General features: G+C 67.2%; 19 protein-coding genes. 6 read left to right on the forward strand and 13 right to left on the reverse strand.

Going from position 1 to position 25,341, the window contains the following annotated elements:
• Positions 1–50 precede the first annotated feature (50 nt).
• From ACUDTM_RS09570 to ACUDTM_RS09595, 6 genes are all read right to left on the reverse strand, one after another.
• Complete coding sequence (locus ACUDTM_RS09570) at positions 51–3,077, reverse strand: autotransporter family protein (RefSeq protein WP_445391284.1); 3,027 nt, start codon at positions 3,075–3,077, stop codon at positions 51–53.
• 262 nt (positions 3,078–3,339) lie between these two features.
• Positions 3,340–4,407: an acyltransferase family protein gene (locus ACUDTM_RS09575; protein WP_072167170.1), complete on the reverse strand. Its 1,068-nt coding sequence runs from the start codon at positions 4,405–4,407 to the stop codon at positions 3,340–3,342.
• Positions 4,407–5,555 carry an N-acetylglucosamine-6-phosphate deacetylase gene (gene nagA, locus ACUDTM_RS09580; protein ID WP_445391285.1) on the reverse strand — a complete coding sequence of 383 codons (1,149 nt, stop codon included), beginning with the start codon at positions 5,553–5,555 and terminating at the stop codon, positions 4,407–4,409. Before nagA ends, ACUDTM_RS09575 begins: the two co-directional genes overlap by 1 nt.
• Entirely contained in the window at positions 5,555–6,583 is a 1,029-nt protein-coding gene (locus ACUDTM_RS09585; protein WP_072167172.1) for an SIS domain-containing protein, read from the reverse strand. Before ACUDTM_RS09585 ends, nagA begins: the two co-directional genes overlap by 1 nt.
• 7 nt (positions 6,584–6,590) lie before the next feature.
• Positions 6,591–7,658: a LacI family DNA-binding transcriptional regulator gene (locus ACUDTM_RS09590; protein WP_005411045.1), complete on the reverse strand. Its 1,068-nt coding sequence runs from the start codon at positions 7,656–7,658 to the stop codon at positions 6,591–6,593.
• Between the two features lie 39 nt (positions 7,659–7,697).
• Positions 7,698–8,990 (reverse strand): sugar MFS transporter, encoded by a 1,293-nt coding sequence (locus ACUDTM_RS09595; RefSeq protein WP_072167173.1) that lies wholly within the window; start codon positions 8,988–8,990, stop codon positions 7,698–7,700.
• A gap of 375 nt (positions 8,991–9,365) precedes the next feature.
• On the opposite strand from ACUDTM_RS09595, the gene ACUDTM_RS09600 reads away from it, so the two are divergent.
• From ACUDTM_RS09600 to ACUDTM_RS09610, 3 genes are all read left to right on the forward strand, one after another.
• Complete coding sequence (locus tag ACUDTM_RS09600; protein WP_088496523.1) at positions 9,366–10,382, forward strand: glucokinase family protein; 1,017 nt, start codon at positions 9,366–9,368, stop codon at positions 10,380–10,382.
• 143 nt (positions 10,383–10,525) lie between these two features.
• Positions 10,526–13,189: a TonB-dependent receptor gene (locus ACUDTM_RS09605; protein WP_088496524.1), complete on the forward strand. Its 2,664-nt coding sequence runs from the start codon at positions 10,526–10,528 to the stop codon at positions 13,187–13,189.
• A 111-nt stretch (positions 13,190–13,300) separates the two neighbouring features.
• Positions 13,301–15,658: a family 20 glycosylhydrolase gene (locus ACUDTM_RS09610; RefSeq protein ID WP_445391286.1), complete on the forward strand. Its 2,358-nt coding sequence runs from the start codon at positions 13,301–13,303 to the stop codon at positions 15,656–15,658.
• Positions 15,659–15,776: 118 nt separating this feature from the next.
• On the opposite strand, the gene ACUDTM_RS09615 is transcribed toward ACUDTM_RS09610, so the two are convergent.
• Together ACUDTM_RS09615 and ACUDTM_RS09620 are read right to left on the reverse strand one after the other, a co-directional pair.
• Positions 15,777–16,169, reverse strand: coding sequence for a hypothetical protein (locus ACUDTM_RS09615; protein ID WP_072167177.1), 393 nt, complete (start codon positions 16,167–16,169; stop codon positions 15,777–15,779).
• Complete coding sequence (locus tag ACUDTM_RS09620) at positions 16,166–17,350, reverse strand: class I SAM-dependent methyltransferase (RefSeq protein ID WP_065178045.1); 1,185 nt, start codon at positions 17,348–17,350, stop codon at positions 16,166–16,168. The genes ACUDTM_RS09615 and ACUDTM_RS09620 overlap by 4 nt, the downstream gene beginning before the upstream one ends.
• Before the next feature lie 59 nt (positions 17,351–17,409).
• Between ACUDTM_RS09620 and ACUDTM_RS09625 the strand changes: the two genes are divergently transcribed.
• On the forward strand, positions 17,410–18,147 hold the full coding sequence (locus ACUDTM_RS09625; RefSeq protein WP_005419347.1) for a pteridine reductase: 738 nt from the start codon (positions 17,410–17,412) through the stop codon (positions 18,145–18,147).
• 59 nt (positions 18,148–18,206) lie between these two features.
• On the opposite strand, the gene folK is transcribed toward ACUDTM_RS09625, so the two are convergent.
• The gene (folK, locus tag ACUDTM_RS09630) at positions 18,207–18,692 is read right to left on the reverse strand and encodes a 2-amino-4-hydroxy-6-hydroxymethyldihydropteridine diphosphokinase (protein ID WP_088496526.1); all 486 of its coding nucleotides are present in this window, start codon (positions 18,690–18,692) and stop codon (positions 18,207–18,209) included.
• An 89-nt stretch (positions 18,693–18,781) separates the two neighbouring features.
• Here folK and ACUDTM_RS09635 point away from each other — a divergent pair, with 89 nt between their 5' ends.
• Positions 18,782–19,522 (forward strand): 20S proteasome subunit A/B, encoded by a 741-nt coding sequence (locus ACUDTM_RS09635; RefSeq protein WP_061479677.1) that lies wholly within the window; start codon positions 18,782–18,784, stop codon positions 19,520–19,522.
• An 80-nt stretch (positions 19,523–19,602) separates the two neighbouring features.
• Here the strand turns inward: ACUDTM_RS09635 and ACUDTM_RS09640 are convergent, their stop codons facing one another.
• The 4 genes from ACUDTM_RS09640 to ACUDTM_RS09655 form a co-directional block, all read right to left on the reverse strand.
• The gene (locus tag ACUDTM_RS09640) at positions 19,603–21,114 is read right to left on the reverse strand and encodes an ATP-binding response regulator (protein ID WP_088496527.1); all 1,512 of its coding nucleotides are present in this window, start codon (positions 21,112–21,114) and stop codon (positions 19,603–19,605) included.
• Positions 21,115–21,118: 4 nt separating this feature from the next.
• Entirely contained in the window at positions 21,119–21,559 is a 441-nt protein-coding gene (locus ACUDTM_RS09645) for a response regulator (RefSeq protein WP_005411057.1), read from the reverse strand.
• A complete protein-coding gene (locus tag ACUDTM_RS09650; RefSeq protein ID WP_252744844.1) occupies positions 21,556–23,373 on the reverse strand; it encodes a sensor histidine kinase in 1,818 nt (605 codons plus the stop codon). The genes ACUDTM_RS09645 and ACUDTM_RS09650 overlap by 4 nt, the downstream gene beginning before the upstream one ends.
• Before the next feature lie 231 nt (positions 23,374–23,604).
• Entirely contained in the window at positions 23,605–23,991 is a 387-nt protein-coding gene (locus ACUDTM_RS09655) for a BON domain-containing protein (RefSeq protein WP_072167181.1), read from the reverse strand.
• Between the two features lie 172 nt (positions 23,992–24,163).
• Between ACUDTM_RS09655 and ACUDTM_RS09660 the strand changes: the two genes are divergently transcribed.
• On the forward strand, positions 24,164–25,207 hold the full coding sequence (locus ACUDTM_RS09660) for an oxidoreductase (protein WP_445391287.1): 1,044 nt from the start codon (positions 24,164–24,166) through the stop codon (positions 25,205–25,207).
• Positions 25,208–25,341 lie beyond the last annotated feature (134 nt).

Below are 25,341 nucleotides of genomic sequence, written 5' to 3' on the forward strand. Positions count from 1 at the left end.
CCGACCAAGGTCGGCACCTACCAGAGCAGGGTCCCCCGAGCGCAAGGGCGCTACCAGTCCGCGCGCAGCCCGATGTTGCCTTCGATGATGCGGCGCTTCTCGTTGCGGTCGCCGCCCAGCTCGCGCGTGTAGTCGGCCACGGCGTACGCACTGATGGTGCGGTTGAAGCGCCCGACCACACCCACGCCGGCTTCCAGCGCGCGTGAACGCTGCGAATTGATGATCACGTCGTCGTCGAAGCGGATGCGATCCTCGCCGGAACGACCATGCCAGTAATTCAGCTTGAAATACGGTTGCCAGCCGTTGTCGGCCAGCTGGTAATGGCCGGCCAAACGCAGGCCCACACGGCCGGTCCAGGCGTTGTCGTTGTCGAAGCGCACGCTCGATATTTCATCGCGACGGTCATCCAGCGAAGTGCGTTGCCAGATCACCTGCACCTGCGGTTCCAGCCACCATGCGGACTGCCCGAAGTGCAGCAGCGGCTTGCCAGCCTCCACCGACACACTGGTGCCGTCGCCGCTCAGGCCGAAGCCGAGCCCGCGCGAGGAACGCGCGCGGCCGTCGTAGCGGCTCTGCATCGCCACGGCGTCGATGTAGGCACCGCTGCTGTCGGTGAACGTCCAGTACAGGCCCACGTGCTTGTCGTCCAGGCGGTTCTGGCCCACCTGTACGTTCTCCCAGCCCAGTGCCAGGCCGGTGGTCTTGCCCTGCGCGCGGGTGCGGCCGACGAACACGCCGATCTGGTTGCGGTGGTTGTCCGACGCCGCAGCCCATACGTCGAGGCCGGCCTGCAGGCCCATCACGTCGCCATCAAAGCCGGGCTGTGCATCGCCCTTCCAATGGATCTCGCTGCTCTGCCCCACCAGGCGACCCCAGGCGGTGCGGAATGCGCCCTGGTTGTACAGCAGGCGCTGTTCGCCCTGCCGCTCGTGGAAGGTACCGAGGCTGGCCAGCGAGGTCTCGCGCAGCAGCGGCGGCACCACCGCGTAGGCGGCGGTCTCCACGCGGTACAGCGGTACCACCGCGCCTTCGGCCGGGCGTGCACCCGGCGTCGGCGGCGCGCCGGTACCGGGCAATGCACCGCCGGCCACGGGCACGTCCGGCACCGCCGGATCGCTGGGCGGTGCCACCGGCGCCGGTTCCGGCGGCGGTGGTGGTGGTGCGGTCTCGCCTGCGGTCAGGTCCGGATCGGTGGCGCCTTCCGGCGGCGGCGGAGGTGCCGGGGCAATGGGGGGCGGGGGTGCCACCGGCGGCGTCAGCGGCGGCGGGGCGGCACTGCCACCACCGTTGGGTGCCGGCGTCGGGCCGGTCACCAGCGTCGAACGCAGGTACCAGTTCTCGCTGGTACCGGCACTGACACCGCCCTTGAACAGGAAGTACTCGTAGGCGCCGGCCGCGACCGGTGCGAACAGCGAGAACGCGCCCGGCGCGGTGCGGCCACCATTCAAGGCCTGCACCACCAGGATGCCATCGGCCAGCGTGGCCGCGCCGCTGCCGCCGGCATTCAGCACGCCGATGCCGGTGGTTCCGGTGGCGGTACCGCCATCGATCACCAGGCGATCGCTGGGGGAGTTGTCCGCGCCCAGCACGGTGCGCAGGTACAGGCCACCACCGTCACCGCGATAGTTGCCGCGCACGGTGAACACGTCGCCGGCGCCGGTACCGGTCAGGTCGATGCGCCCGGCATTGACCATCTCCACCAGTGCAGCACTGTTGAATGGGCGGATGGCATGGCCGCCACTGCCCGCGTAGACGGTGCTGGTGTCGTCCACCGTGAGCGTACCGGTGCCGGTTGCGCTGTCGCCCAGCACCAGGTCGCCATCGAAGCTCAGCTCCGTGCTGTTGGCCAGGCTGATCGCCTCCCAGTTCTGGAAGCGGCCCACGCCTGCGGTCTTGACGTTGCTCAGGTTGAGCTGGTCGATGCCACTCCCCCCGTCAAACAGCGGCACCGCACCCAGGTTGCCCTGGTTGAGGTTGCTGAGGTTGGCCACGTCGTTGTCCGGGCCCATGTCGATCGCACCGTAGACGATGCCACCGCCGTTCCAGTTGAAGGTGTCATCGCCGGTGCTGAGCAGTACCTGCCCGCGCACGGTGCCGTCGGTGATGGTCACGCTGTCGTTGCCGCCGCTGACGCTGATGTTGCCGCCGATGTAGGCCGTGCCCGAAATGATGATGGTGTCGGTGTCGAAGCCGGTCACCACGTTGCCATCCACGGTGCCGCCGGACTGGTCCCACAGGTTCTTGTCCAGCTTCATGTTGACGCGGCCGATGCGGCCAGCGGTCATCCAGGCCTGGTCGCCATCCTCGAACGCGCCGATGATGCGACCACCGCTCATGCGGAAGGTATCGATGTTGTCGCCCTGCTGCAGCGCGCCGATCGTGCCGCCACTCATGACGAAATCATCGCGGCCACTGTCCTGCGCTACCAGGCCGGTGACGGTGCCGCCGGTGACGGTCATCCGGTCATCGCCACTGCCCTGGTCGACGCTGTCGATGGTGCCATTGCCCAGCAGCAGCACGTCGTTGCCATCCCCTTGCAGGACACCGCCGCTGATGCTGCCGGCCTGCATGTCCAGGCGGTCGTTACCTGAATCGAACTGTACGCCGGTACGCCCACTGATCGTTCCGCGGTTGACCAGCACGCTGTCGCCCGCTCCGACGAACTGCAGCGCGGTGTTGTTGCCGGTGCTGATGCTGCCCGCATTTTCGACGCGGCTGCCACCACCGAGCTGGACCGCCACACCCCCCACCGAACTGATCGTGCCTTGGTTGGTCAACAGGTGACCACTTGCACCGACCAGGGTAACGGCCGACGCCCCACCGCTCTGCTGCAACTGGGCACCGCTGGCGACGTTGACGGTGATGCCCGCTTCGCCGCTGGCCGAGATGGGCACCGTCTGCGGATTCGGCGCGTTGGCGTCACAGGTGACCGTCTGGCCGGCGACCGGAGCGACGGTGCTGCAGCCGGCCCAGGCGGCGCTGGCGGTCAACAGCACCATGGACGGGACTGCCAGTGCCTGAAGCACGGAAACGGTGAGGCGGCGCGGACGGAAAGCGCGCGGGACGGCACGGGTCATACAGTCCTCCTGGACCGAGAATCAGGAACTGCAAATGCACGCTGCTGCGTATGCAGTCTGCCGTGATGTGAATCGTTTCGATAGATGAACTTGCGTGCGGAAAATCACATTTCGGATGTGAAATCGCCGGGCCCTCACGCCAATGTGATGTGGCTGAAATCGTTCATTTTTTCTGGGCGTTGGGAGCCGCACATGCGTGGATGCCGTTGGCGGATCGGGTCAGGGCCTTTTCCTGCGGAAAAGGGTCCGACCCCGGGACTGCTCAGATCTTCAGGTAGATCTTGCGACGATCCAGCCACCAGGCCACGCCCCACCACAGCGCGACGAACACCAGTGCCTGCAGCATCGATGCCAGCTCGAGCGCCTGCGGCATCGCGTTGGCCAGCTGCTGCCAGATCCAGCCCCAGGCACCGCTGGCCATCAACGCCACCGACATCACCGAGGCCCCCAGATACGCGGTGATCGCGTTGACCCCGAAACGCCGGCCCAGCGGCGGCCATCCCTTCTTGTCGATCAGCACGTGGCCCAGCCACAGCGCCAGCGCGGCCAGGCCGCCGGTCCACAGCACGTAGCTGGGCGTCCACAGCGGCTTGTTCAACGGCAACACCCCGGCCAGCAACAGGCCCAGCACGGCGGTCGCCACGCCCAGCCCGGCCAGTGCCGTCGAACGCCCGCTGCGCAGCAGGCCACCGGCCAACAGGCCGAGCACGGTACTGGCCAGTGCACCCAGCGTGCTCAGCAATCCTTCCGGGTCATGGCCGAGGCCGGTATCGGCATGCCATTGATAGATCCACGGCGCGAACAGCGCGGTGTCCAAGCGGCTGGCCGGGTTGATCCACGGCGCCAGGTCACCCATGCCGAGCAGCAACATCGTGTATCCCACCAGCAATCCAACAAGCACGCCGGCCTGCATGCGCGGCTGTGCATACACCGCCAGCACGCCCACCAATGCCGCGCACACGGCGATCCGTTGCAGCACGCCCCAGATGCGGAAGTGGTGCGTATGCAGCGCCCACCAGATCAGCAGATGCAACAGCACGCCGGCCACCAGGATGCGCAGTGCGCGCTCCAGCACGCCGCGCGCCAACACCGGGCGTGCGGCGGCATCCAACGCGCGCGGTGCCACGCTGAAGGCCATCGACACACCCACCAGGAACAGGAAGAACGGGAACACCAGGTCGGTGGGCGTGCAGCCATGCCATTCCGAATGGCGCAGCGGTGCGAACACTGCACTCCAGTCGCCTGGGTTGTTGACCAGCAGCATCGCCGCCACGGTGATGCCGCGCAGGGCATCGATCGAGCCCAGACGGCGCGGCGGCGTACTGTTCATCAGGCGGCCTCGTACTGTCCTGCAATCCAGGTGCCACGCACCTGCAGGGCGTCATCCAGCAGCACCAGGTCGGCCTGGTAGCCCTCGGCGATGTGGCCCAGGCGGTCGTCGACGTTGAGGAACTGCGCCGGGTAGGTCGAGGCCATGCGCGCGGCCTCGGCCAGCGGCTGGCCCAGCAGCTGCACGGTGTTGCGCACCGACGTGGCCATGTCCAGCGCAGAACCGGCCAGCGAACCAGCGGCATTGCGCACCACGCCATCGATGGCGGTGATGGTTTCGCCATACAGCACGTAGCTGGGATCGTCGGCACCGACCGGCGGCATCGCATCGGTCACCAGCAGCAGGCGACCGCGCGGCTTGGCCGCCAGCGCCACGCGCAGGCTGGCCGGATGCACATGCACGCCATCGACGATGATGCCGATCCAGCTGTCGCGGTCTTCCAGCGCAGCGCCCACTGCGCCAGGCTCACGGCCCTGCAGCGGCGACATCGCGTTGTACAGGTGGGTGAAGCCGCGTATGCCGGCATCCAGGCCGGCGCGGACCTCTTCGTACGTGCCTGCGGTATGGCCGGCGGCCACGATCACGCCACGTTCGACCAGCGCACGGATGGTTTCCAGTGGCACGCGCTCCGGCGCCAGCGTCAGCAGCGTCACGCCGTTGTCCAGCGACGCGGCCAGCGTGATCTCTTCTTCGTCAGGCACGCGGAACTTGCTGGCATCGTGCGTGCCCTTGCGCGCCGGCGCGATGTAGGGCCCTTCCAGATGGATGCCGATCACGCCCGGCACGCCCTGCGCGATGGCCTCGCGCATCGCACCGATGGCTTCGCGCATCACCGCCACGTCATCGCTGATCAGCGTGGGCAGCATCGCGGTGGTACCGAAGCGGCGGTGTGCCTGCGCGATGGTGCGCAGCGCCGCCACGTCCGGCGTGTTGTTGAACAGCGCACCGCCACCCCCATTGACCTGCACGTCGATGAAGCCGGGCAGCAGCCAGCCGCCGCCCAGGTCCACCTGCTCGGCAGCGTGGCCCAGCTGCGGTGCGGCGTCGGGCAACAGCGCGCTGATGCGACCCTCTTCGATCACCACAGCCAGATCGTCGCGGAATTCATCGCCTGCCAGGATGCGGGCATTGCGCAGCACGGTTGCCATCACACCGTCTCCGTGACCTTGTTCAGGTGCGGCGGCAGGTCCGGGTTGAAGCCACGGCGCAGCGCCAGCGCGTTGATCGCGCGATAGAAGCTCTGCACGGTCAGCAGCGGTGCGCACAGCGGGTGTGGCGCGGGCGCCACCGGCAAGTTGCCGCCGGCACCGGCCAGCCACACCTGCGCGCCGCGTGCAGAAAATTCCTCGACCACCGCGCGGGTGCCGGCGCCGGTTTCATCGGGCTGCGCGAAGGCCAGCACCGGGAAGCCACGGTCGACCAGTGCCATCGGGCCGTGCTTGACCTCGGCCGAGCTGTAGGCTTCGGCGTGCAGGCTGCAGGTTTCCTTGAACTTCAGCGCCGCTTCCTGCGCCGCACCCAGGCCCAGGCCACGGCCGAGCACGAACAGGTTGGTGGCCTCGACCAGGCCTTCGGTCACCGCGCTCCAGTCGCACTGCCAGGCTTCACGCATCGCGTCCGGCAGCAGGTCCAGCGCGTTGCGCAGGCTGCTGTCCTGCTTCCAGTAGGCGGCCAGCTGCAGCAGTGCAGCCAGCGAGGCCAGGTAGCTCTTGGTTGCCGCCACGCTCTTTTCGGCACCGGCATGCAGCGGAATGACCGTGTCGGCCAGCTGCGCCAGCGGCGAATCCTCGACGTTGACCAGCGCGATCACGCGTGCGCCAGCGGCCTTGGCCGCCTCGGCGTTGCGCAGCAGGTCCGGGCTCTTGCCCGACTGCGAAATGACGATGAACAGCGCACCGCGCAGCTGCAGTGGTGCGGCGTAGACCGAGCCTACCGACGGCGACGCGGAGGCGACCACCAGGCCCAGCTGGGTTTCCAGCAGGTACTTGCCGTAGGTGGCGGCATGGTCGGAGCTGCCGCGTGCACAGGTGACCACGAACGGCGGCGGCGCGGCGCGCAGGCTGGCGGCCAGGGTTTCCATGGTGGCGTGGTTGCGCGAGAACTGGCGGGCAACCACGTCTGCCGCTTCAGCGGCCTCGGCGAACATCAGGGTGGCGGTGGGGTCTGACAGCGACATGGCAGGCTCAGGCAGGATCGGAAGGAAGGGGGCGTGCGCCGGCCGGGCGCATCGGCGCGGTCGAACCGCGCACCACCAGTTGCGGCACGAAGCCCTGGTTGTGCAGCGGTGCCGGCGCATCGTCGTAGGCGTCGCTGCGCAGTTGTGCGATCAGCAGGCGCGCGGCGTGGCGGGCGATGTCCTCGGTGGCCTGCTTGGCGGTGGTCAGCGGTGGCCACGACTGGCGCGAGAACGGGCTGTCCTCGAAACCGGCGATGGACAGGTCGTAGGGCACGTTCATGCCGGCCGACTTGGCGGCGGCCAGCACGCCGGCAGCGATTTCGTCGTTGGAACCGAAGATGGCGGTGGGCGGTTCGCGCAGCGCCAGCAGGCGGCGCGCCCCACGGAAACCATCGTCGAAGGTGTAATCGCCCTGCACCACCAGGTGCTTGTCCACGGTCATGCCGTAGTCCTTCAGCGCGGCTTCGTAACCGGCGTAGCGTTCGCCCGAGGAGCGGTGCGAGCTGCCGCCCCAGAGGAAGCCGATGCGCTGGTGGCCCAGCTGGATCAGGTGCTCGGTGATCTCGTAGGCCGCCTCGCGGTCGTCGACGAACACGCAGGCGCCGTCGGCCGGGTCTTCAGTGGCGGCGATGATGCGCACCAGCTTGATGCCACGCGCGGTCAGCGCCTGGATCAGGTCGCGGCGCTCGGACATCGGCGCGGTCAGCACCAGCCCCGCCAGCCGCGAGCGCTGCACCCAGTCGGCCAGTTCATCGGCCAGCAACGGCGAGCTCGAATCACAGGGATGGATCTGCAGGCCGAAACCGGTCTCGCGGCACGCGGCCAGCACGCCGTTCTGCACGCCGATGATGTGGTACGGGTTCGGGTTGTCGTAGACCAGCCCGATCACGAAGGTAGTGCCGCTGCGCAGGTTGCGCGCGGACGGATCGGGCTCGTAGTCGAGCTCGGCGATGGCACGCAGCACCCGCGCACGGGTGGCCTGCATCACCGAGGGCTCGTTGTTAATCACCCGCGAGACCGTCTTCAGCGAGACCTTGGCCTTCTCCGCAACGTCCTTGATGGTCGCTCTGCGCATGGGTTTTCCCTGGGGTTGGCTGCCGTCCATCATCGCCGATCAGGCCTTGTCCTGCGGCAGGCCGGCACGATGGCCGATCACCGAGTAGAACAGGATGTACAGGTAGCACGGCACCATCAGCAGCACGAACACCAGCTGGAAGTCGATGTGCTGCTTGAGCACGGCGAACAGCTGCGGAATGATCGCGCCGCCGGCGATGCCCATCACCAGCAGGGCCGAGCCGGTCTCGGTGAAGCGGCCCAGGCCGCGGATCGCCAGCGGGAAGATGGCCGGCCACATCATGGCGTTGGCAAAGCCCAGCAGCGCCACGAAAGCCACCGAGACGTAGCCGTGCGTAGCCCAGGCGCCCAGGCAGAACACCACGCCCATCACTGCCGAAATGGTCAGGTAGCGCGACTGCGAGACCAGGCCAGGGATCGCCAGCAGGCCGACCACGTAGCCGGCCAACATCGCACCCAGCGTCAGCGAGGTGAACATCTTGGTCTGGTCCAGCGGCAAGCCGAAACCGTGGCCGTAGGTGCCGATCGCATCACCGGCCATGACTTCCACGCCTACGTACACGAACAGGCACAGCACGCCCAGCCACAGATGCGGGAACTGGAAGATGCTGCGGCGCTCGGCCGTTCCCGGTGCCCCTGACGGCGTTGCATTGGCTTCGGAGGACTTGATCTCGGGCAGAGGCGAGAACAGCACGGCCACCGCCAGCACCACCAGCAGCGCGGCCATCGCCAGGTACGGCGCATGGATCTTGGCGGCGAATTCGTTGAGCAGCGCGGCCTTGGTGACCGCGTCGGCAGCCTGCACCTGCTTGTCCAGATCGCCGATGCCATGCAGCACCAGAGTGCCGATCAGCACCGGCGCCAGCATGCCGGCAATCTTGTTGCAGATGCCCATCAGCGCGATGCGGCGTGCCGCGGTTTCAATCGGACCAAGGATGGAGATGTAGGGATTGATCGCGGTCTGCAGCAGCGCCAGGCCGCTGCCGATCACGAACAGTCCGCCGAGCGCGCCCGGGTACCAGCGCTGGGTGGCGAATTCACCGAACAGCGCGGCACCACCGGCCATCACCAGCAGGCTCAGGCTCAGGCCCTTCTTCATGCCGGTGCGGCGCAGGATCCAGGACGCCGGCAGGGCCAGGAAGAAATAGGACAGGTAGAACACCATCAGCACCAGGAAGGCGCCGACCTCGCTGAGTTCGAAGGCCAACTTGACGAAGGTGATCAGCGGGCCGTTGAGCCAGGTGAAGAAGCCGATCAGGAAGAACAACACGCCAACGATGGCGATGGAGGTGGCCACGTTCGGGCGCGCGCTTGCAGCGGGGACGGCGGACATCAGGAGGGCTCCTGCGGCGACGGCCGCAGAACGCGGCGTCGGAGAGTGGCTGGGAACAACGTTGTCACATTCTTTCGATGGACAACGGCGGTTTGTCAACTTCCATGCACGCCTGCCTGAACCTTGTGCTGCACTGCGCAAGTCCGCCGCGGTACGCCCCGCTGAATGCGCGGCAGGCCTAGAGCCCCGTGCGCCAATGGTTCCCATGTGAAACCCGCACTCACACCGTGTAAACGTTTACTGCGCGCCGCATTCGTTGCGACGCAGCAACGAAAGTGTCACGAACTCGTTGACATCGTTGTCAGCGCGGTTACAGACTCCGCCCCAATCGCCGCCCCCGATCCCCGGGCCGGCCCACCTGCAGCAGGAGCCCGCGTGACCGCCAGCCACCCCGCCCCGTCGCATGTCCTGTCCCGCGTCGCGCCCTCGTTCCTGGCCGCCGACGTCGGTGGCACCCATGTGCGCGTGGCCCGGGTCCAGGCCAGCGGTGACGCCGCCCATCCGGTGCAGGTGCTGGAGTACCGCAAGTACCGCAATGCCGACCATGCCGGCCTCAGCGCGATCCTGTCCGACTTCCTGGGCGAAGGCCCGCGGCCCACGCATTGCGTGGTCGCCAGCGCCGGCTATGCCCGCGAAGACGGCACGGTGATCACCGCCAACCTGCCGTGGCCGCTGTCGGCGCGCCAGGTGGAGGCCGACGTCGGCCTGCAGCGGGTCTACATCGTCAACGATTTCGAAGCGGTGGCCTACGCCGCCGCGCAGGTGGACGCCAGCGGCGTGCTGCACCTGTGCGGGCCGGAGACCGCCGCGCGTGGCCCGACCCTGGTGGTCGGCCCCGGCACCGGTCTGGGCGCCGCGCTGTGGATCCCCACCGCGCACGGCCCGGTGGTGCTGCCCACCGAAGCCGGCCAGCCGACCCTGGCGGCCAGCACCGAACTGGAAATGGCCATCGTCCGCTACATGCAGCGCGACCGCGCGCACGTGTCGATCGAGCATGCGATCTCCGGCCCCGGCCTGATGAACCTGTACCGTGCGGTGTGTGCACTGCAGGGGCAGGCGCCGACCCTGGCAAGCCCCGACGCAGTCACCGCCGCCGCCATGGCCGATACCGATGCACATGCGCGCCAGGCGCTGGACGTGTTCTGTGGCCTGCTCGGCAGCACCATCGGCGACATGGCGCTGTTCTACGGCGCCCACGGTGGCGTCTACCTGGCCGGCGGCATCCTGCCGCAGATCCGCGAATACCTGCACGCCAGCACCTTCGTCGAACGCTACCTGCAGAAGGGGCCGATGGGCGAAGCGCTGGCACGCATCCCGGTGAAGGTCGTCGAACACGGCCAGCTGGGCGTGGTCGGCGCTGCCAGCTGGTACCTGCAGCAATCGGCCGCCTGACACCGCAACAGGCTTCAACGCAATCGCAGCACGCAGTACGTGGCACGCCAACGCACGGGACTTCGCCGCCGCCCCGCGCATGTCATCGCAACCGTAACCGAACACCGCCGCCGGCACCCAATCGAGTGATGAGGAGAGACATCATGAACACCCGCAAGACCCTGCTTTCGGCCGCCATCGTCAGCTGCATCGCCTTCAGTGCGCACGCGCAGCAGGCGGCCCCGACCGCCACCGATCTGGACACCGTGACCGTTACCGGCATCCGTGGCTCGATGGAAAAGTCGCTGGACACCAAGCGCGAAGCCAATGCGCGCGTGGAAGTGGTCACCGCCGAAGACGTGGGCAAGCTGCCCGCGCACAACGTTGCCGATACCCTGCAGCGCCTGCCGGGCGTGAACATCAGCTCGTCCAGCGCCGACGAAGGTGGCTTCGACGAAGCCGACCGTGTCAGCCTGCGCGGCACCAGCCCGAGCCTGACCCAGACCCTGATCAACGGCCACACCGTCGGCTCGGCCGACTGGTTCGTGCTCAGCCAGGGCAACAACGTCGGCCGCAGCGTCAGCTACTCGCTGCTGCCGTCGGAACTGGTCAGCTCGGTGGAAGTGAACAAGTCCTCGCAGGCCAAGCTGCAGGACGGCGGCACCACCGGTACCGTCAACATCATCACCCGCAAGCCGCTGGAATTCTCCAAGCCGTTCACCGCGGAAGGCTCCATCGGTGCGGTGCGTTCGGACCTGGCCAAATCGACCGATCCGCAGTACTCGGCATTGTTCAATTACAAGAACGACGAAGGCACCTTCGGCGTGATGGTGCAGGGCTTCAGCCAGAAGCGCGAACTGCGCCGTGAAGCGCAGGAAATCCCGGGCGGCTTCTTCAAGATCGGCGCCGGCGACCCGGTCGCCAGGACCAATCCGGACCTGATCGGCGTCAACGTGCCGGGCCTGCTGGGTTCGACCCTGTTCGAACAGACCCGCGAACGCAAGGGCGGCCTGGTCTCGCTGCAGTTCAAGCCGAGCGACAGCCTCACCCTGGGCCTGAATGGTTTCAGCTCCGAGCTGAAGGCCAACAACTACAACCGCAACTTCATGATGTTCGGCAACAGCTTCGCCAAGTCGCAGGCGCCGGATCCGGGCTATGTGGTCAAGGACGGCGTGCTGACCAACGCCACCTACAGGGGCGTGCCGGGCACCGACTATGCGGTGTACGACATGATCTACCGCGAGTCGAAGGCCAAGTCGAGCTATGTCACCTTCGATGCCGACTGGCAGATCAGCGACAGCCTGACCGCCACGTTCCAGGCCGGCAGCACCAAGGGCACCGGCGAGACGCCGCGCCAGTACATCGCCGAGGTCACCCTCGCCAACGGCGGCGGCGCCAGCTGGGCCACCCACGGCAATGGCTCGCCGATCGACTGGAACGTCGGCGGCGACCTCTCGCCCAACGGCGTGACCAGCTTCGGCACCTGGGGCAACCAGCAGGTCACCGCTGAAGACAAGGAGAAGTGGGCCACGCTCGACTTCAACCAGTACTTCAATGATGGCGGCGTACTGAGCTCGATCGACTTCGGCCTGCGTTTCGCCGACCACAAGCGCGAAGCGCTGTCGCCGGAAGGTGCAACCCCGGGTGACATCTGGAGCGCGCTGAAGAACGGTGCCACGGCCAACTATCCCAGCGGCTTTGCCGGTGACATCGGCGGCACTTTCCCGCGCAACCTGTGGTACTTCACCCCGGGCGCGCTGAAGGACGCGGTGACCAACAACTCCACCTGGCTGGCCGGCAATGACGGCCCGACCGGTCGCCACAACTATGGCGCCGAGTGGAAGGTGAAGGAAAAGAACTTCGCCGGCTACGTGCAGGCCAACTTCCGCGGCGACTGGTGGAGCGGCAACGTCGGCCTGCGCTACGTCAACATCAAGCAGGACATCGACACCTACAACGCCGTCAGCAAGGCCGCAGATGCCGATGTCAGCAGCCTGTTCGGCATGTGGGAGCGCCTGGCCTTCCAGAACAAGCGCAACCGTGTCCTGCCCAGCGCCAACATCAAGTTCGACCTGGACGACTCGCTGGTGCTGCGTGTCGCCGCCTCGCAGACCCAGACCCTGCCGGACTACTCGGCACTGGGCGCGTCCTCGTACGGCTCGGACCTGAACCGCACCGGCGGCGGCGGCAATCCGAACCTCAAGCCGACCCTGTCGACCAACCTGGATGCCAACCTGGAGTGGTACTTCATGCCGCGCGGCCTGCTGTCGGTGGGTGCGTACCACATGAAGCTGAAGGACTACATCGCCTTCGACGTGGTCTCGCGCCAGCTCTACAGCGAACTGACCAACCAGCTTGAGACCTACCAGATCTCCACCCCGATCAATGCCGACGGCAAGGTCACCGGCGTGGAAGTGGCCTACGAGCAGCCGATCGGCGAGTACTTCGGCATCAACGCCAACTACACCTACGCCAACGGCACCACCTCGCACACCTGGTCGGATGGTTCGCACAACCTGCTGGGCACCTCGAAGAACACCTACAACGTGGGTGCCTACTTCGAGAACGAGCGTTTTGGCGCCCGGGTCAGCTACACCCGCCGTTCCTCGTTCCTGATCAGCCTGTCGGGCACCAACCCGTATTATCAGGATGATTTCGGCACGCTGTCGGCATCGCTGAGCTACAAGGCCACCGATTGGCTGAGCATCAGCCTGGATGGCCTGAACCTCAACAACCCGACCTACAAGTACTACCAGACCGCGGCCATCCCGACCTCGTTCTACAGCAACGGTCGCCAGTACTACCTCAACTTCCGCTTCAAGTACTGATCCAGCGGCAGCAACATCGCCGAGTCGTGCACGCACGCCGGGCCTGGGTCATTCCGGGCCCGGCGTTTTTCATGTATAGCGTTCATCGCACCGTTCCAAGGAGTCGTTCCGATGGTCAAGCCTTCCCGCGCCCGGATGCGCAGCGCAGTGCTGCTGGGCAGCCTGCTCGCCCTGTTGCCGGCACTGCCCGCACTCGCCGCCGATCCCACGCCGGCCGCTGAAGCACCGGGTCCGCAGCTGCGTGCCGGCAGCCTGATGCTGATTCCCGCGCCCGCTACCGTGCAGCACGGCCAGGGCAGCGGCATCACCGTACGCGCCGATACCGCGCTGCACGCCGAAGGCGAAGCCGCGCAGCGCGTCGCCACCCAGTTCGCCGACCTGCTGGCCCGCAGTGGCGGTCCGCGACTCATACCGGCCAAGGGCAAGGCGGCAGGCACGTCGGGCAGCATCCGCTTCCAGATCGTTCCGACCTTCCGCGACAGCGGTGAGAGCTACACGCTGGAAAGCACCGCGCAGGGCGTACTGGTGCAGGCCGGCAACGAAACCGGCCTGTTCTACGGCGCAACCACGCTTGCCCAGCTGGTCACGGGTGGCAGCAACGGCGTGCTGCCGGCGGTGCAGATCCAGGACGCGCCGCGCTTCGGCTGGCGCGGTTTCATGCTCGACTCGGCGCGGCATTTCCAGAGCCTGGACGAGATCAAGCGCGTGCTCGATGCCATGGCCGCGCACAAGCTCAATACCTTCCATTGGCACCTCACCGATGACCAGGGCTGGCGCATGGAGATCAAGCGCTACCCGAAGCTGACCGAGGTGGGCAGCTGCCGCCTGCCGGCCGGCGACGGTGGCATCGATCCGGCCAGTGGCAAGGAGCATCCGTACTGCGGCTTCTACACGCAGGAGCAGATCCGCGAAGTGATCGCCTATGCCGCCAGGCTGCATATCCAGGTGATTCCAGAAATCGACGTGCCCGGCCATGCCACCGCGGCGATCGCCGCGTACCCGGAATTGGGTTCAATCAACACCCCGCTGAAGCCGATCAGCGAATGGGGCGTGTTCCCGAACCTGTTCAACGTGGAAGACAGCACCGTCACCTTCCTCGAGAACGTACTGGAAGAAGTGATCGCGCTGTTCCCTGCGAAGTACGTCCACGTCGGCGGCGACGAAGCAGTCAAGGACCAGTGGGAAGCCTCGAAACAGGTGCAGCAGCGCATGCGTGCGCTGGGCATCAAGGATGAAATGGCCATGCAGAGCCACATCATCAAGCGCCTGGAGACCTTCCTGGAGCAGCACGACCGGCGCCTGATCGGCTGGGACGAAATCCTCGAAGGCGGCCTACCACCGCAGGCCACGGTGATGTCGTGGCAGGGCACCGAAGGTGGCCTGGCTGCAGCCAGTGCCGGCCATGACGTGGTCATGTCGCCGGTGGGGTACCTGTACCTGGATTACCTGCAGACGGCCTCGCCGAATGAACCGCCGGGCCGCCCGGCCCAGGTCAACCTCGGCAAGCTGTACAACTTCGAGCCGGTGCCGGCCGAGCTGGCGGCCGACAAGCGCCAGCACATTCTCGGCCTGCAGGCCAACATGTTTACCGAGCACACGCGCACCTACGCGCGCCTGCAGCACAACCTGTTCCCGCGCCTGGCCGCCGTGGCCGAGACCGGCTGGAGTACGCCGGAACATCGCGACTTCCGCGATTTCCTCGCGCGCCTGCCCGCGCAGCTGCAGCGCTACCGTGCCTGGGGCCTGGCCTACGCGCAGACCCCGTTCGAAGTGGGCGTGGACTACACCGATGATCGCGCGAAAAACTCCGTGACCCTATCGCTGGCCAACCCGCTGGGCTATGAAGTGCGCTACAGCACCGATGGCCAGCCGGTGACCGCGCAGTCGCCGTTGTACCAGCAGCCGCTGACCGCGACGCTGCCGACCACCGTGCAGGCCGCCGCGTTCTACCAGGGCCAGATGCTGGCCGCGAAGCCGACCATCGCCACGTTCACCGCGCAGTCGCTGCTCAGCCGCCGCAGCGATGCGCTGCTCAGCTGTGTGGGCAAGAAGGGGCTGGTGCTGCGCCTGGAAGACGACGGCCCGCGCGAGGGAACGCGTGCGGTGTTCAACGTCGACATCTTCCAGCCATGCTGGCGCTGGCCGCAGGCGCAGCTGGACGGCATCGGCAGCGTGGAGGTCCGCGCGGGCCGCATTCCGTACTACTTCCAGCTGGCCCACGATGAACCCAAGCGTCGCTTCGAAAAGGCCCGGAGCGCACACGGCGAAATGCTGATCCGCCGCGGTGATTGCACGGGCAAGGTGCTGGCTCAGGTACCGCTGCCGGCCACGCCCGATGCCGATGGCTTCGTGACCCTGCGTGCGGCGCTGCCGAAGGGCACGCAGGGCACGGGTGACCTGTGCATCAACTTCACCGGCGATACGCGCCCGGCGATGTGGGTGCTGGATGAGGTCACGCTGAAGAAGTAACCGCAAGCCTGTCCTGGCGCAATCCATCCACGCATGGCGTGGATCTACTGTACAGCCGAGCCCATGCTCGGCTGCCTTTCGGGAGGGAGCCGAGCACGGACTCGGCGCTACAGGAACCTCAGCCCCGCCAGCGCATCAGCAGATCGCGCAACGGGGTCAGTGCCGTGGCCATGCCGGCCAGCACGCCGATCGTGTTGGCCAGCGCATCCATCGGGTCAGCAGTGCGGTTGCTGGTCAGCGTACCCTGCGCGAACTCGATGCCGACGCCCATCAGCACCAGCCCCACGCCCACCCACAGCAGCGGGCGCCCCGGCCGGAACAGCTGCACCGCGCTGCCGGCCAGGAGGAAGTAGGCGAGGAAGTGCTCGCCCTTGTCGCTGTTTTCCGGCAGCGGGATCGGCGGTGGTGGGATCAGGCAGACCACGATCACCAGCAACACCGCCAATGTCCAAAGCGCGGTCCACAGCCGCGGCCGCCGCAGCGGCTTGATCAGCGGCAACGCATTGCTCACAGGCGCCAGCTCAGGTCGCCCAGTTCGAACGCCGGCTCGAAATCGACACCACGCTGCAGGCCGATGGCCTGGAAGCGCTCGCCCATCTCGGTCGGCAGGGTCAGCTTCTTCACCTGGTCACGCAGCTGGATGCGGCCGACCTCATCCGTACGCTCTTCGGCCAGCAGCAGCACCTGGTCCAGGCCGTTGCCGAGCAGGAAACTGGCCTGGCTGCAGTACCCCGCCAATTCGAAACCACCGTGCATGCCCGCCTCGGCCATCGCGGTGAAATCCACCGACGCGGTGATGTCCTGCAGGCCGGGCCAACGATGCACGTCGTTGTGCACGTGGTGGCGGTAGAACGCGCGGACCGTGCCATCGTCGCGGTCGTGCTGGTAGAACTCGCTGCGGCTGTAACCGTAATCGACAAACAGCATCGCACCACGCTGCAGGCCGCCAGCCACTGCCTGCAGCCAGTACGGCAGCTGCGGCAGCACCTCGGAGCGGTAACCGTCGGCAAAGGGCTTTTCCAGGTAGCGCTCGATGTGGCGCACCGCACCGTTGAGCAGGATGTCAGCCGGCTGCGCGCCACGGATGAAGTTGCCTTCGCCATCAAGCTCGACGGTTTCCTCATAGACCTCGCCGTCCCGGATCAGGAAACGCGGGGTCGGCAGCGCGTCGATCACCTCGTTGGCGAACACCACGCCCTCCCAGTCCTCCTCGAACGGGCGGTCGATCCAGCCCACGCGCGCGGCCAACTCGGCCGGCAGGTTCTGCTGCAGGCGCTGCTGCTGGCGCTCGCGCAGGTCGGCGCTGGGTTCGAGGATGGCGTAGCGCGATGGCAGCGCGTCCAGTTCGGCCAGGCGCAGCAGCACGGCCTCGGCGAAGGCGCCGGTACCGCCGCCCAGTTCCAGCATGCGGGCCTGCGCGCCCAGCTGGGCGAACACTGGCGCCAGCGCATTGGCCACGCTGCCGGCGAACAGGCTGCCGAGCTCGGGTGCGGTGGTGAAGTCGCCGCTGCCTCCGAACTTGCTGGCGCCGGCGCTGTAGTAGCCCCAGCCTGGGGTGTACAGGCACAGCTCCATGAAGCGCGAGAACGGCATCGCCCCGCCCTGCGCAAGGATTTCGGCGCGCAGGGCGGCCGCCAGCTGGTCGCTGTGGGCCAGGGCATCGGCTTCGGGCAGGGGGAAGGTGGGCTGCATGGCGTCTTCGAATGCGGTGACAATGGTGCACAGGATAGCCGAGCCTTGGAGGACCCTCGATGAGCGATACCCACCCCGTGGTCCTGATCACCGGCAGCGCGCGCCGGATCGGTGCGGCCATCGCCCGCCAGTTCCACGCCTGTGGCTGGTCGGTGGTACTGCATGCCAACACCTCCAGCGCCGAACTGCAGCAGGCCGCGTTCGATTTCGACAATGTGCGGCCGGGCAGCGTGCTTGCGCTGCAGGCCGACCTGCGTGACGCCGACGCCCTGCCCGACCTGGTGGAACAGGCCGTTACCCACTTCGGCCGCCTGGACGCGCTGGTCAACAACGCCTCCAACTTCTATGCCACCCCGCTCGGCCAGGTGACCGCCGAGGCGATGGACGAGCTGTATGCGGTCAATGCGCGCGCGCCACTGCTGTTGTCACAGGCAGCCGCGCCCTACCTGCGCCGCCAGCAGGGCTGCATCGTCAACCTGACCGACCTGCACGGCACCGACCCGATGCGCGACCACATCGCCTACACGATGGCCAAGGCCGCGCTGGAGATGGCCACCCGCTCGCTGGCGCTGGAGCTGGCGCCCAAGGTGCGGGTCAATGCGGTGGCGCCCGGCGCGATCCTGTGGCCGGAACAGGGCAAGGACGATTTCGCCCGCGAGGCCCTGCTGGCGCGCACGCCTTTGGCGCGGATCGGTACGGTCGAGGAGATCGCCGAAGCGGTGTACTGGCTGGTGGCCGAAGCCAGCTTCGTCACCGGCCACACGCTGCGCGTGGATGGCGGGCGCACGGTCAGCTGAGAGGTTGCCGGCCAGCGGCCGGCGCTACCGGTCATGCCGGCCGCTGCCGGCAACCTCCATCAATCCAGGTCAACCACCTCGAACGCCTCGCCAAACTGCGCGTGCGCGCGCCACAGCGTGGCCAGGCCCAGCCCGCTGACCGGATCGATGAAGTCGGGCGCGATATCGGCCAGCGGCTTCAGCACGAAGGCATGCTTCAGTTCGGGACGGGGAATGCGCAGGTGGCCGGGACCTTCCACCACCAGGTCGCCGTAGAACACCACATCGATATCCAGGGTCCGGTCGGAGAAGCGCGGCCCACTACGGTCGCGGCCGTGCGCGTCCTCCAGCGCATGCAGCCAGTCGTCCAGTTCCTGCAGCGGCAAGTCCGTCTCGATCGCCACCGCGTTGTTGAGGAAGGCCGGGCCGTCGAAGCCGACCGCGGCGGTACGGTAGGCCGGCGAGACCTGCAGCGCGCCGAAGCGCTCGCGCAGGGCCGCCACCGCGGCGTGGAGGTAGCGGCGGGGCTGGACATTGCTGCCCAGGCTCAGGAGCACGGTCGTCATGCGGTTCAGGTGGCAGCGAGGGGGGCGTGGACATGCCGTCGTCACGGCGGCCTGCCTACAATCCGGGACGCACATGATAGGGCACCGACATGACCTATTGCGTTGGAATCGAGGTGGACGAGGGCCTGGTCTTCGCTGCCGACACCCGGACCAATGCCTCGCTGGACGATGTACGCGTGCATCGCAAGCTGCACGTGTTCGAATATCCCGGCCAGGCAGCCTACGTGCTGATGGCGGCTGGCAACCTGGCCACCACCCAGCTGCTGGTGTCGCGCCTGGGCCGCGACGCCGCAGAGCGGCGCGTGCCCAACCTGCGCGACATGACCCACCTGTTCGAAGCCGCCGCGTATGTGGGGCAGCTGCTGGTGGACAGCCAGGTGCACAGCAGCCACAGCGAACACGGCCATGACGGGGTCAACACCCAGGCCACGCTGATCTTCGGCGGCCAGATCGCCGGCGAGCGGCCCGGGCTGTACATGATCTACCCGCTCGGCAACGCCATAGCCGCCTCGCCGGAGACGCCCTACCTGCAGATCGGTGAATCCAAGTACGGCAAGCCGATCCTCGACCGCATCCTCAGCCCCGCCACGCGCCTGGAGGATGCTGCCCGCACGGCGATCGTCTCGTTGGACTCCACCATCCGTTCCAACCTGTCGGTAGGCCTGCCGATCGACCTGGCGCTGCTGCGCGACGGTGAACTGCGCATCGGCCAGCAGCTGCGGCTGGGCGCGGATTCCACGCTGTATGCCGACATCCACCAGAACTGGTCGCGGCGGCTGGAACAGGCGGTGGACGCGCTGCCGCGGTTCCCCTGGGAAACCGCCCTGTAGAGCCGAGCCCATGCTCGGCTGTCGAGGTCAATGCGAACAGCAGCCGAGCATAGGCTCGGCTCCACAGAACCCCAGCGGCATCAGCCCAGCGCCTCGGCCACTGCCCGGAACACCTGCTGCATCTGCAGCGGCTTGCGCAGTACATGGACGTCCACGCCGGCCGGGAATGCATCGGCAGGCACCGCCACCGCCGCGTCCTCCAGCACCAGCGCCGGGCCGCGATAGCCCAGCGCAGCCATCTCGCCCAGCAGCTGGCTGGCCGGCAGCAGCTTTGAGCCGGCGTCTGCAATCACCAGCGCCGGCATCGCCTCCTGCTGCATCCAGCGCAGCGCCGCCGGGCCATCGGAGGCCAGCTGCAGCTGATACCCCTGGCTGGACAGCGCGTTGCCGAGCAGCGACAGGCGCGTGGCTTCGCCGTCGACCACCAGGATCGACTGGCCACTGCCCAGGGCCACCAGCTGCTCGATCGGCTCGCTGCCGTCGCTGGCTTCGTGCATCGGCAAGCGCAGCTCGAAGCAGGTGCCCTGCCCTGGTTGGCTGCTGACATGGATGCTGCCGCCGGCGCCTTCGACGATGCGCTTGCAGGAAATCAGGCCCAGGCCGGTGCCATCGGCCTTGGTGGTGAAGAACGGATTGAACAGGTGCGACAGCGTGTCCGCATCCATGCCGATGCCTTCGTCGGACACGCAGATCTGCATCCAGTCCACGCCATCGCGCTGGCCGGCATGGCTGGCGGTCAGGCTCAGGCGGCCACCGTTGGGCATCGCCTGGATCGCGTTGAGCGCCAGGTTCAGCATTACCTGCTGCAGTTCGGTGTAGTTGGCGTCGACTACCAGGCCTTCGTCCAGCACCTGCAGTTCCAGGCGCACGGCATCGGGCACGTTGCTGCGCAACAGCAGCGCCACCGCATCGAACAGGCCATCGATCTCGATGCGCTCGCTCGGCTTGCGCGAACCACGCACGAACGACAGCATCGACTCGGCCATCTCATGGCCGCGGCGGCCACACTCGGCGATGACGTCGGCCAGGTGGTGCAGCTGCGGATCCTCGGTGCGGGCCTTCAGCAGGTCCGGCATGATCAGCAACGGCTGCAGGATGTTGCGCAGGTCGTGGCTGAGCCCGGCGGCAAGCAGAGACAGGCTTTCCAGCCGCTGCGCACGCATCAGTTCGGTTTCCACGCGTGCGCGCTCGACAGCACTGCGTGCATCGCGGATCGCACGCGCGACCGCCGAAGGCAGGCGCGCAGGCTGGTGCTTGATGATGTAGTCGTTGGCGCCCTTCTGCAGCGCCGCCACCGCATTCTCCTCACCCATCGTGCCGGAGACGAAGATGAAGGGCACCTCCGGCGAGGTCTCGCGCACGATGCGCAGCGCGTCGTCACCGGAGAACCCCGGCATGCTCAGGTCGGACAGCACGATGTCCGGCTGGAACACAGCCAGTGCCTGGCGCAGTTCCGCCTCGCTCTCCACACGCTCGAAGCGGGCCTCCAGGCCCGCGTCGAGCATCTGTTCGGACATCAGCTCGGCATCTTCCGCTGAGTCTTCCACCAGCAGGATGCGCAGCGCCCCCAGGGCGGGACCGGTCAGGGGCATGGGCTCACTCGAGTTCCGGTGCCTGGTTGATCAATGCCCAGAACTTGCCCAGGGTCTGCACCGCGCCGAAGAACTGGTCCACGTCCACCGGCTTGACCACGTAGGCGTTCACGCCCATGTCCCAGCTGCGGGCCAGGTCACTTTCCTCGCGCGAGGACGACAGGATCACCACCGGCAGGCGCTTGAGTTCTTCGTGCTCGCGGATCTGCCGCAGCACTTCCAGGCCATCCATGCGCGGCATCTTGATGTCCAGCAGCAGCACCGCCGGCAAGCCTTCCTCGCGGTTGGCGAAGGCACCGCGGCGCAGCAGGTAGTCCATCACTTCCACGCCGTCCTCGACGTGCACGATGGGATTGGCCAGACGCGCTTCTTCCAGGGCGTCGATCGCCATTTCGGCATCCGCCGGGCTGTCTTCGGCGAGAAGAATGGTGCGCAGAGTCGTCATGCAGAGGGACCTTGTTTGTCCGCGTCGGTCGCGGGGGGCAGGTAGAAGTGGAAAGCAGCGCCGACGTCCGGTTCGGCCTCGGCCCAGATACGGCCACCATGGCGGGTCAGCACGCGGCGCACGCTGGCCAGGCCGATGCCGGTCCCCGGATAGTCGCTGGCCTTGTGCAGGCGCTGGAACACACCGAACAGCTTGCCGGCGTAGGCCATGTCAAAGCCTGCACCATTGTCGCTGACCGTGAACTGATGGCCGCCGTCGGGCTGCTGCTGGTAGTCAACGCGGATCTTCGCCGGCTCGCGGTTGCCCGAGTACTTCACTGCGTTGCCGAGCAGGTTGAGCCAGACCTGGCGGATCATGTTTTCGTCGCCCACCACGATCGGCAGCGGCGCGATGTTCCACTCCACCTGGTGCACATGGCCGCTGTTCTCGGCCTCGGCCTGCAGGTTGGAATCGAGCATGGCCCGGGTGTCGGCCACCAGCGACTGCATGTCCACCGCCTGCTGCCGCATCGCCGCACGGCCAAGGCGCGAGTAGACCAGCAGGTCGTCGATCAACGCTGCCATGCGCCGGGCCGAACTGGAAATCACGTCCAGATAGTGGCGGCTCTTGTCATCGGCCTGATCGCCGAGGTGGCGCGACAGCTTGTCGGAGAATCCGGCCACGTGGCGCAGCGGTGCACGCAGGTCATGCGAGACCGAATAGCTGAAGGCCTCCAGCTCGCGGTTGACCTCGGATACCTGCGCAACCTTGCCTTCCAGCTGGCGGTTCAGCTCTTCCACGCGCAGCTGCACTGCGCGCTGCATGGTGACGTCGCTGATGGTCAGCAGCACTACCTCGTCATCGCTGTCGGGCAGCGGCATGCGCCGCGCGTTGAGCAGCATGTAGCGCACCACGCCGTCAGCGGTGCGCTGCTCGTGCTCGAAGTCCCACAGTTCGCGACCGCGCGACAGTACGTCGGCCAGGCGCTGCCGGACCACCGGGTCCTGCCATGCATTGTCGCCAACGTTTTCCAGCAGCAGGCCGTCGGCACGCTCGTCCTGCAGGCCGTACAGCTCAGCGAATGCTGGATTGTGCAGCTGCACGCGCAGGTCGCGGTCGAGCAGCACGATCGGTTCGCGCACGGTCTGCAGCACCGACGCCGCACGTGCAGCCGAGCGCAGCGATTGCCGCTCCGCATGCAGGCGACGGCCGATCTGCCGCTGCAGCAGCCACAGCACCAGGCCGAGCAGCGCCAGCTGGATCACCAGCGAACTCCACGACACCAGTTCGGTCTGCTTGCGTTGGCGCGCCGCCTGCTCGGCGCGCAGCGCCAGCAGCTTCTGCTCGCTGGCCTGCAGTTCTTCCACCAGCCCGCGGATGGGATAGCGCGTACTCAGGTCCTGCACCAGCTCGCGCTGGTCGCTGTTCGGCTCGGACCTGGCCAGCTCGCGGGCGAGTTTCATGCGGCCTTCCAGCATCGATTCGATCCGACCGATGCGGATCAGCTGGTCGGGATTGTCGCGGGTCATCCGGCCCAGTTCGGCCAGGCGCCCGGGAATTTCATCGGCGCGGGCCATGCGCTCGCGCAGGCCGGGGGCATCCACGCCCTTGGACAGGGTCAACGCGGCCGATTCAACGTCGCGCACATCGGCCTGCAGTTGCTGCAGTGCCACGCCCACGGCCTGGGTGTGGTTGACCCAGGCCATCGCTTGTTCGCTGTCCTGCTGCAGTTTACGCAGGGTCAACCACGGCACCACGATGATCGCGGCGGCGGCCAGCGCCAAGGCCGGCAACCGCCAGCGGTCCCAGATGTCGTCACTGAAAACCAGCGCCATAGTTCCTCTTCAGCTCTGCCGCGACGCATTGGCCGGGCCGAACCCGGTTGCGGCGGAACCGGCAATATAGCGCAGGCGGTCACAACTCTGGAATTTCCAGCGCGGTCGGCTGAACGGGTTGGCAATCCGACCTGTAGGGCCAAGCCCATGCTCGGCTGCCTTGGAGTTCCAGCCGAGCGTGGCTCGGCTCTACAGGTCACCGGGCGCCCCACGCGGGGGCGCCCAACCGGTTCAGCGCTTGGCGGCAGCGCTGACCTTCAATGCGGCGGCATCGACGCGGGTCACGCCCTTGATGCCCTTGGCGGTGGTGACCGCCTTGTCCTTCTCGGCCTGGGTGGCCACGGTGCCGCTCAGGCTGACCACGCCGTTCACCGTTTCCACCTTGATCTCGGTGCCGGGGACGTTGCTGCTGGTCAGCAGGTCCGCCTTCACCTTGGTGGTGATCCAGCTGTCGGTCACCGGTTCGTTGGAATCATGGCGATCCGCATGGGTAGCCGGATGTGCGCTGGTGGCCGGCGGGCTCTTCGCGGCCGGGTCCTTGGCGAAGGCGGCCGAGGAGGACAGTGCCAGGCCCAGCGTCAGGGCAGAAGCAATCAGCGTGCGAGTGGTATTGCTCATCGTGTCGTTCTCCTTCGGGATGTGCTGCCAGTCTGGACAAGCGCACGTAGAGCAGGCGTGGCGTCGCGGTCATGCCGCCGTGAATCGAAGCGTTTCCAACGGCAACGGTTCAGTTTTGGGCTGTCCGCATCCGTCGTTTACCCTGCCCTTCCCCCCCAGCCGGAGCTCTGCCATGCGCCCCGACCTGCACCTGGCCCTGATCGGCTACGGCCTCGCCGGCCGCGTCTTCCATGCCCCTCTGATCCAGCACACGCCCGGCCTGGTCCTGCACAGCATCGTCAGCTCGCAGCGCGACACGTTGCTGCGCACGTTCAGCAACGTACACGTGCGTGCAACGCCACAGGACGTGTTCGACGATCCAGCGGTGGATGCGGTGGTGATCGCCACGCCGAACGAACAGCACGTGCCACTGGCGATGGCCGCGCTGGCCGCCGGCAAGCACGTGCTGGTCGACAAACCCTTTGCGCTGGATGTGGCCGAAGCGGAAACAGTACTGGCCGCAGCACGCGACGCCGGCCGCATCGCCACCGTGTTCCAGAACCGGCGCTTCGATGCCGACTTCCTCACGCTGCAGGCGCTGCTGTCCGAAGGCACGCTGGGCGAGGTGGCCGAATGCCATGCGCATTTCGACCGCTACCGGCCGCAGGTCTGCGACCGTTGGCGCGAACAGGACGGGCCAGGCAGTGGCCTGTGGTACGACCTCGGCCCGCACCTGCTGGACCAGATGCTGGTGCTGTTCGGCTGGCCCGACGCCATCGATGCGGATCTGGCCGTGCAGCGCCAAGGTGGCGCCGGCATCGACTACTTCCACGCCGTACTGCACTACCCGCGGCATCGCGCCATCGTGCATGCCGGTTCGCTGGTGGCTGCCCCTGCCCCGCACTTCAGCGTGCATGGCAGCAAGGCCAGCTGGATCAAGTACGGCCTGGATGTGCAGGAGGCCCAGCTGCGCCGCGGCGTAGCGCCGGGTGCGCCCGGTTGGGGCATCGATCCCCGGCATGGCGAACTGGTGCGCTGTGATGCAGAAGACAATGTTCTGCGCAGCACCGTCGACAACCTGCCCGGCGACTATCGTCGGTTGTATGCGCAGTTCGCAGCGGCGATGCACGGCGACGGCGAAGCGACGGTCAGCCCGATGCAGGCATTGCAGTTGATGCGGCTGCTGCAGGCCGGCATGGACAGCGCGCGCGAAGGGCGGCGGATCGCGTTGGACTGACCAGTAGATCCACGCCATGCGTGGATGACGTGGCAACGATCAGAGACGGCTTTTGTAGAGTCGAGCCATGCTCGACTGGCTGCATGGGGTCAGAGCCCTTTCCTGCGGAAAGGGATCCGACCCCGATCTGCCCG

Source organism: Stenotrophomonas maltophilia group sp. vghtpe118 (assembly GCF_052605195.1).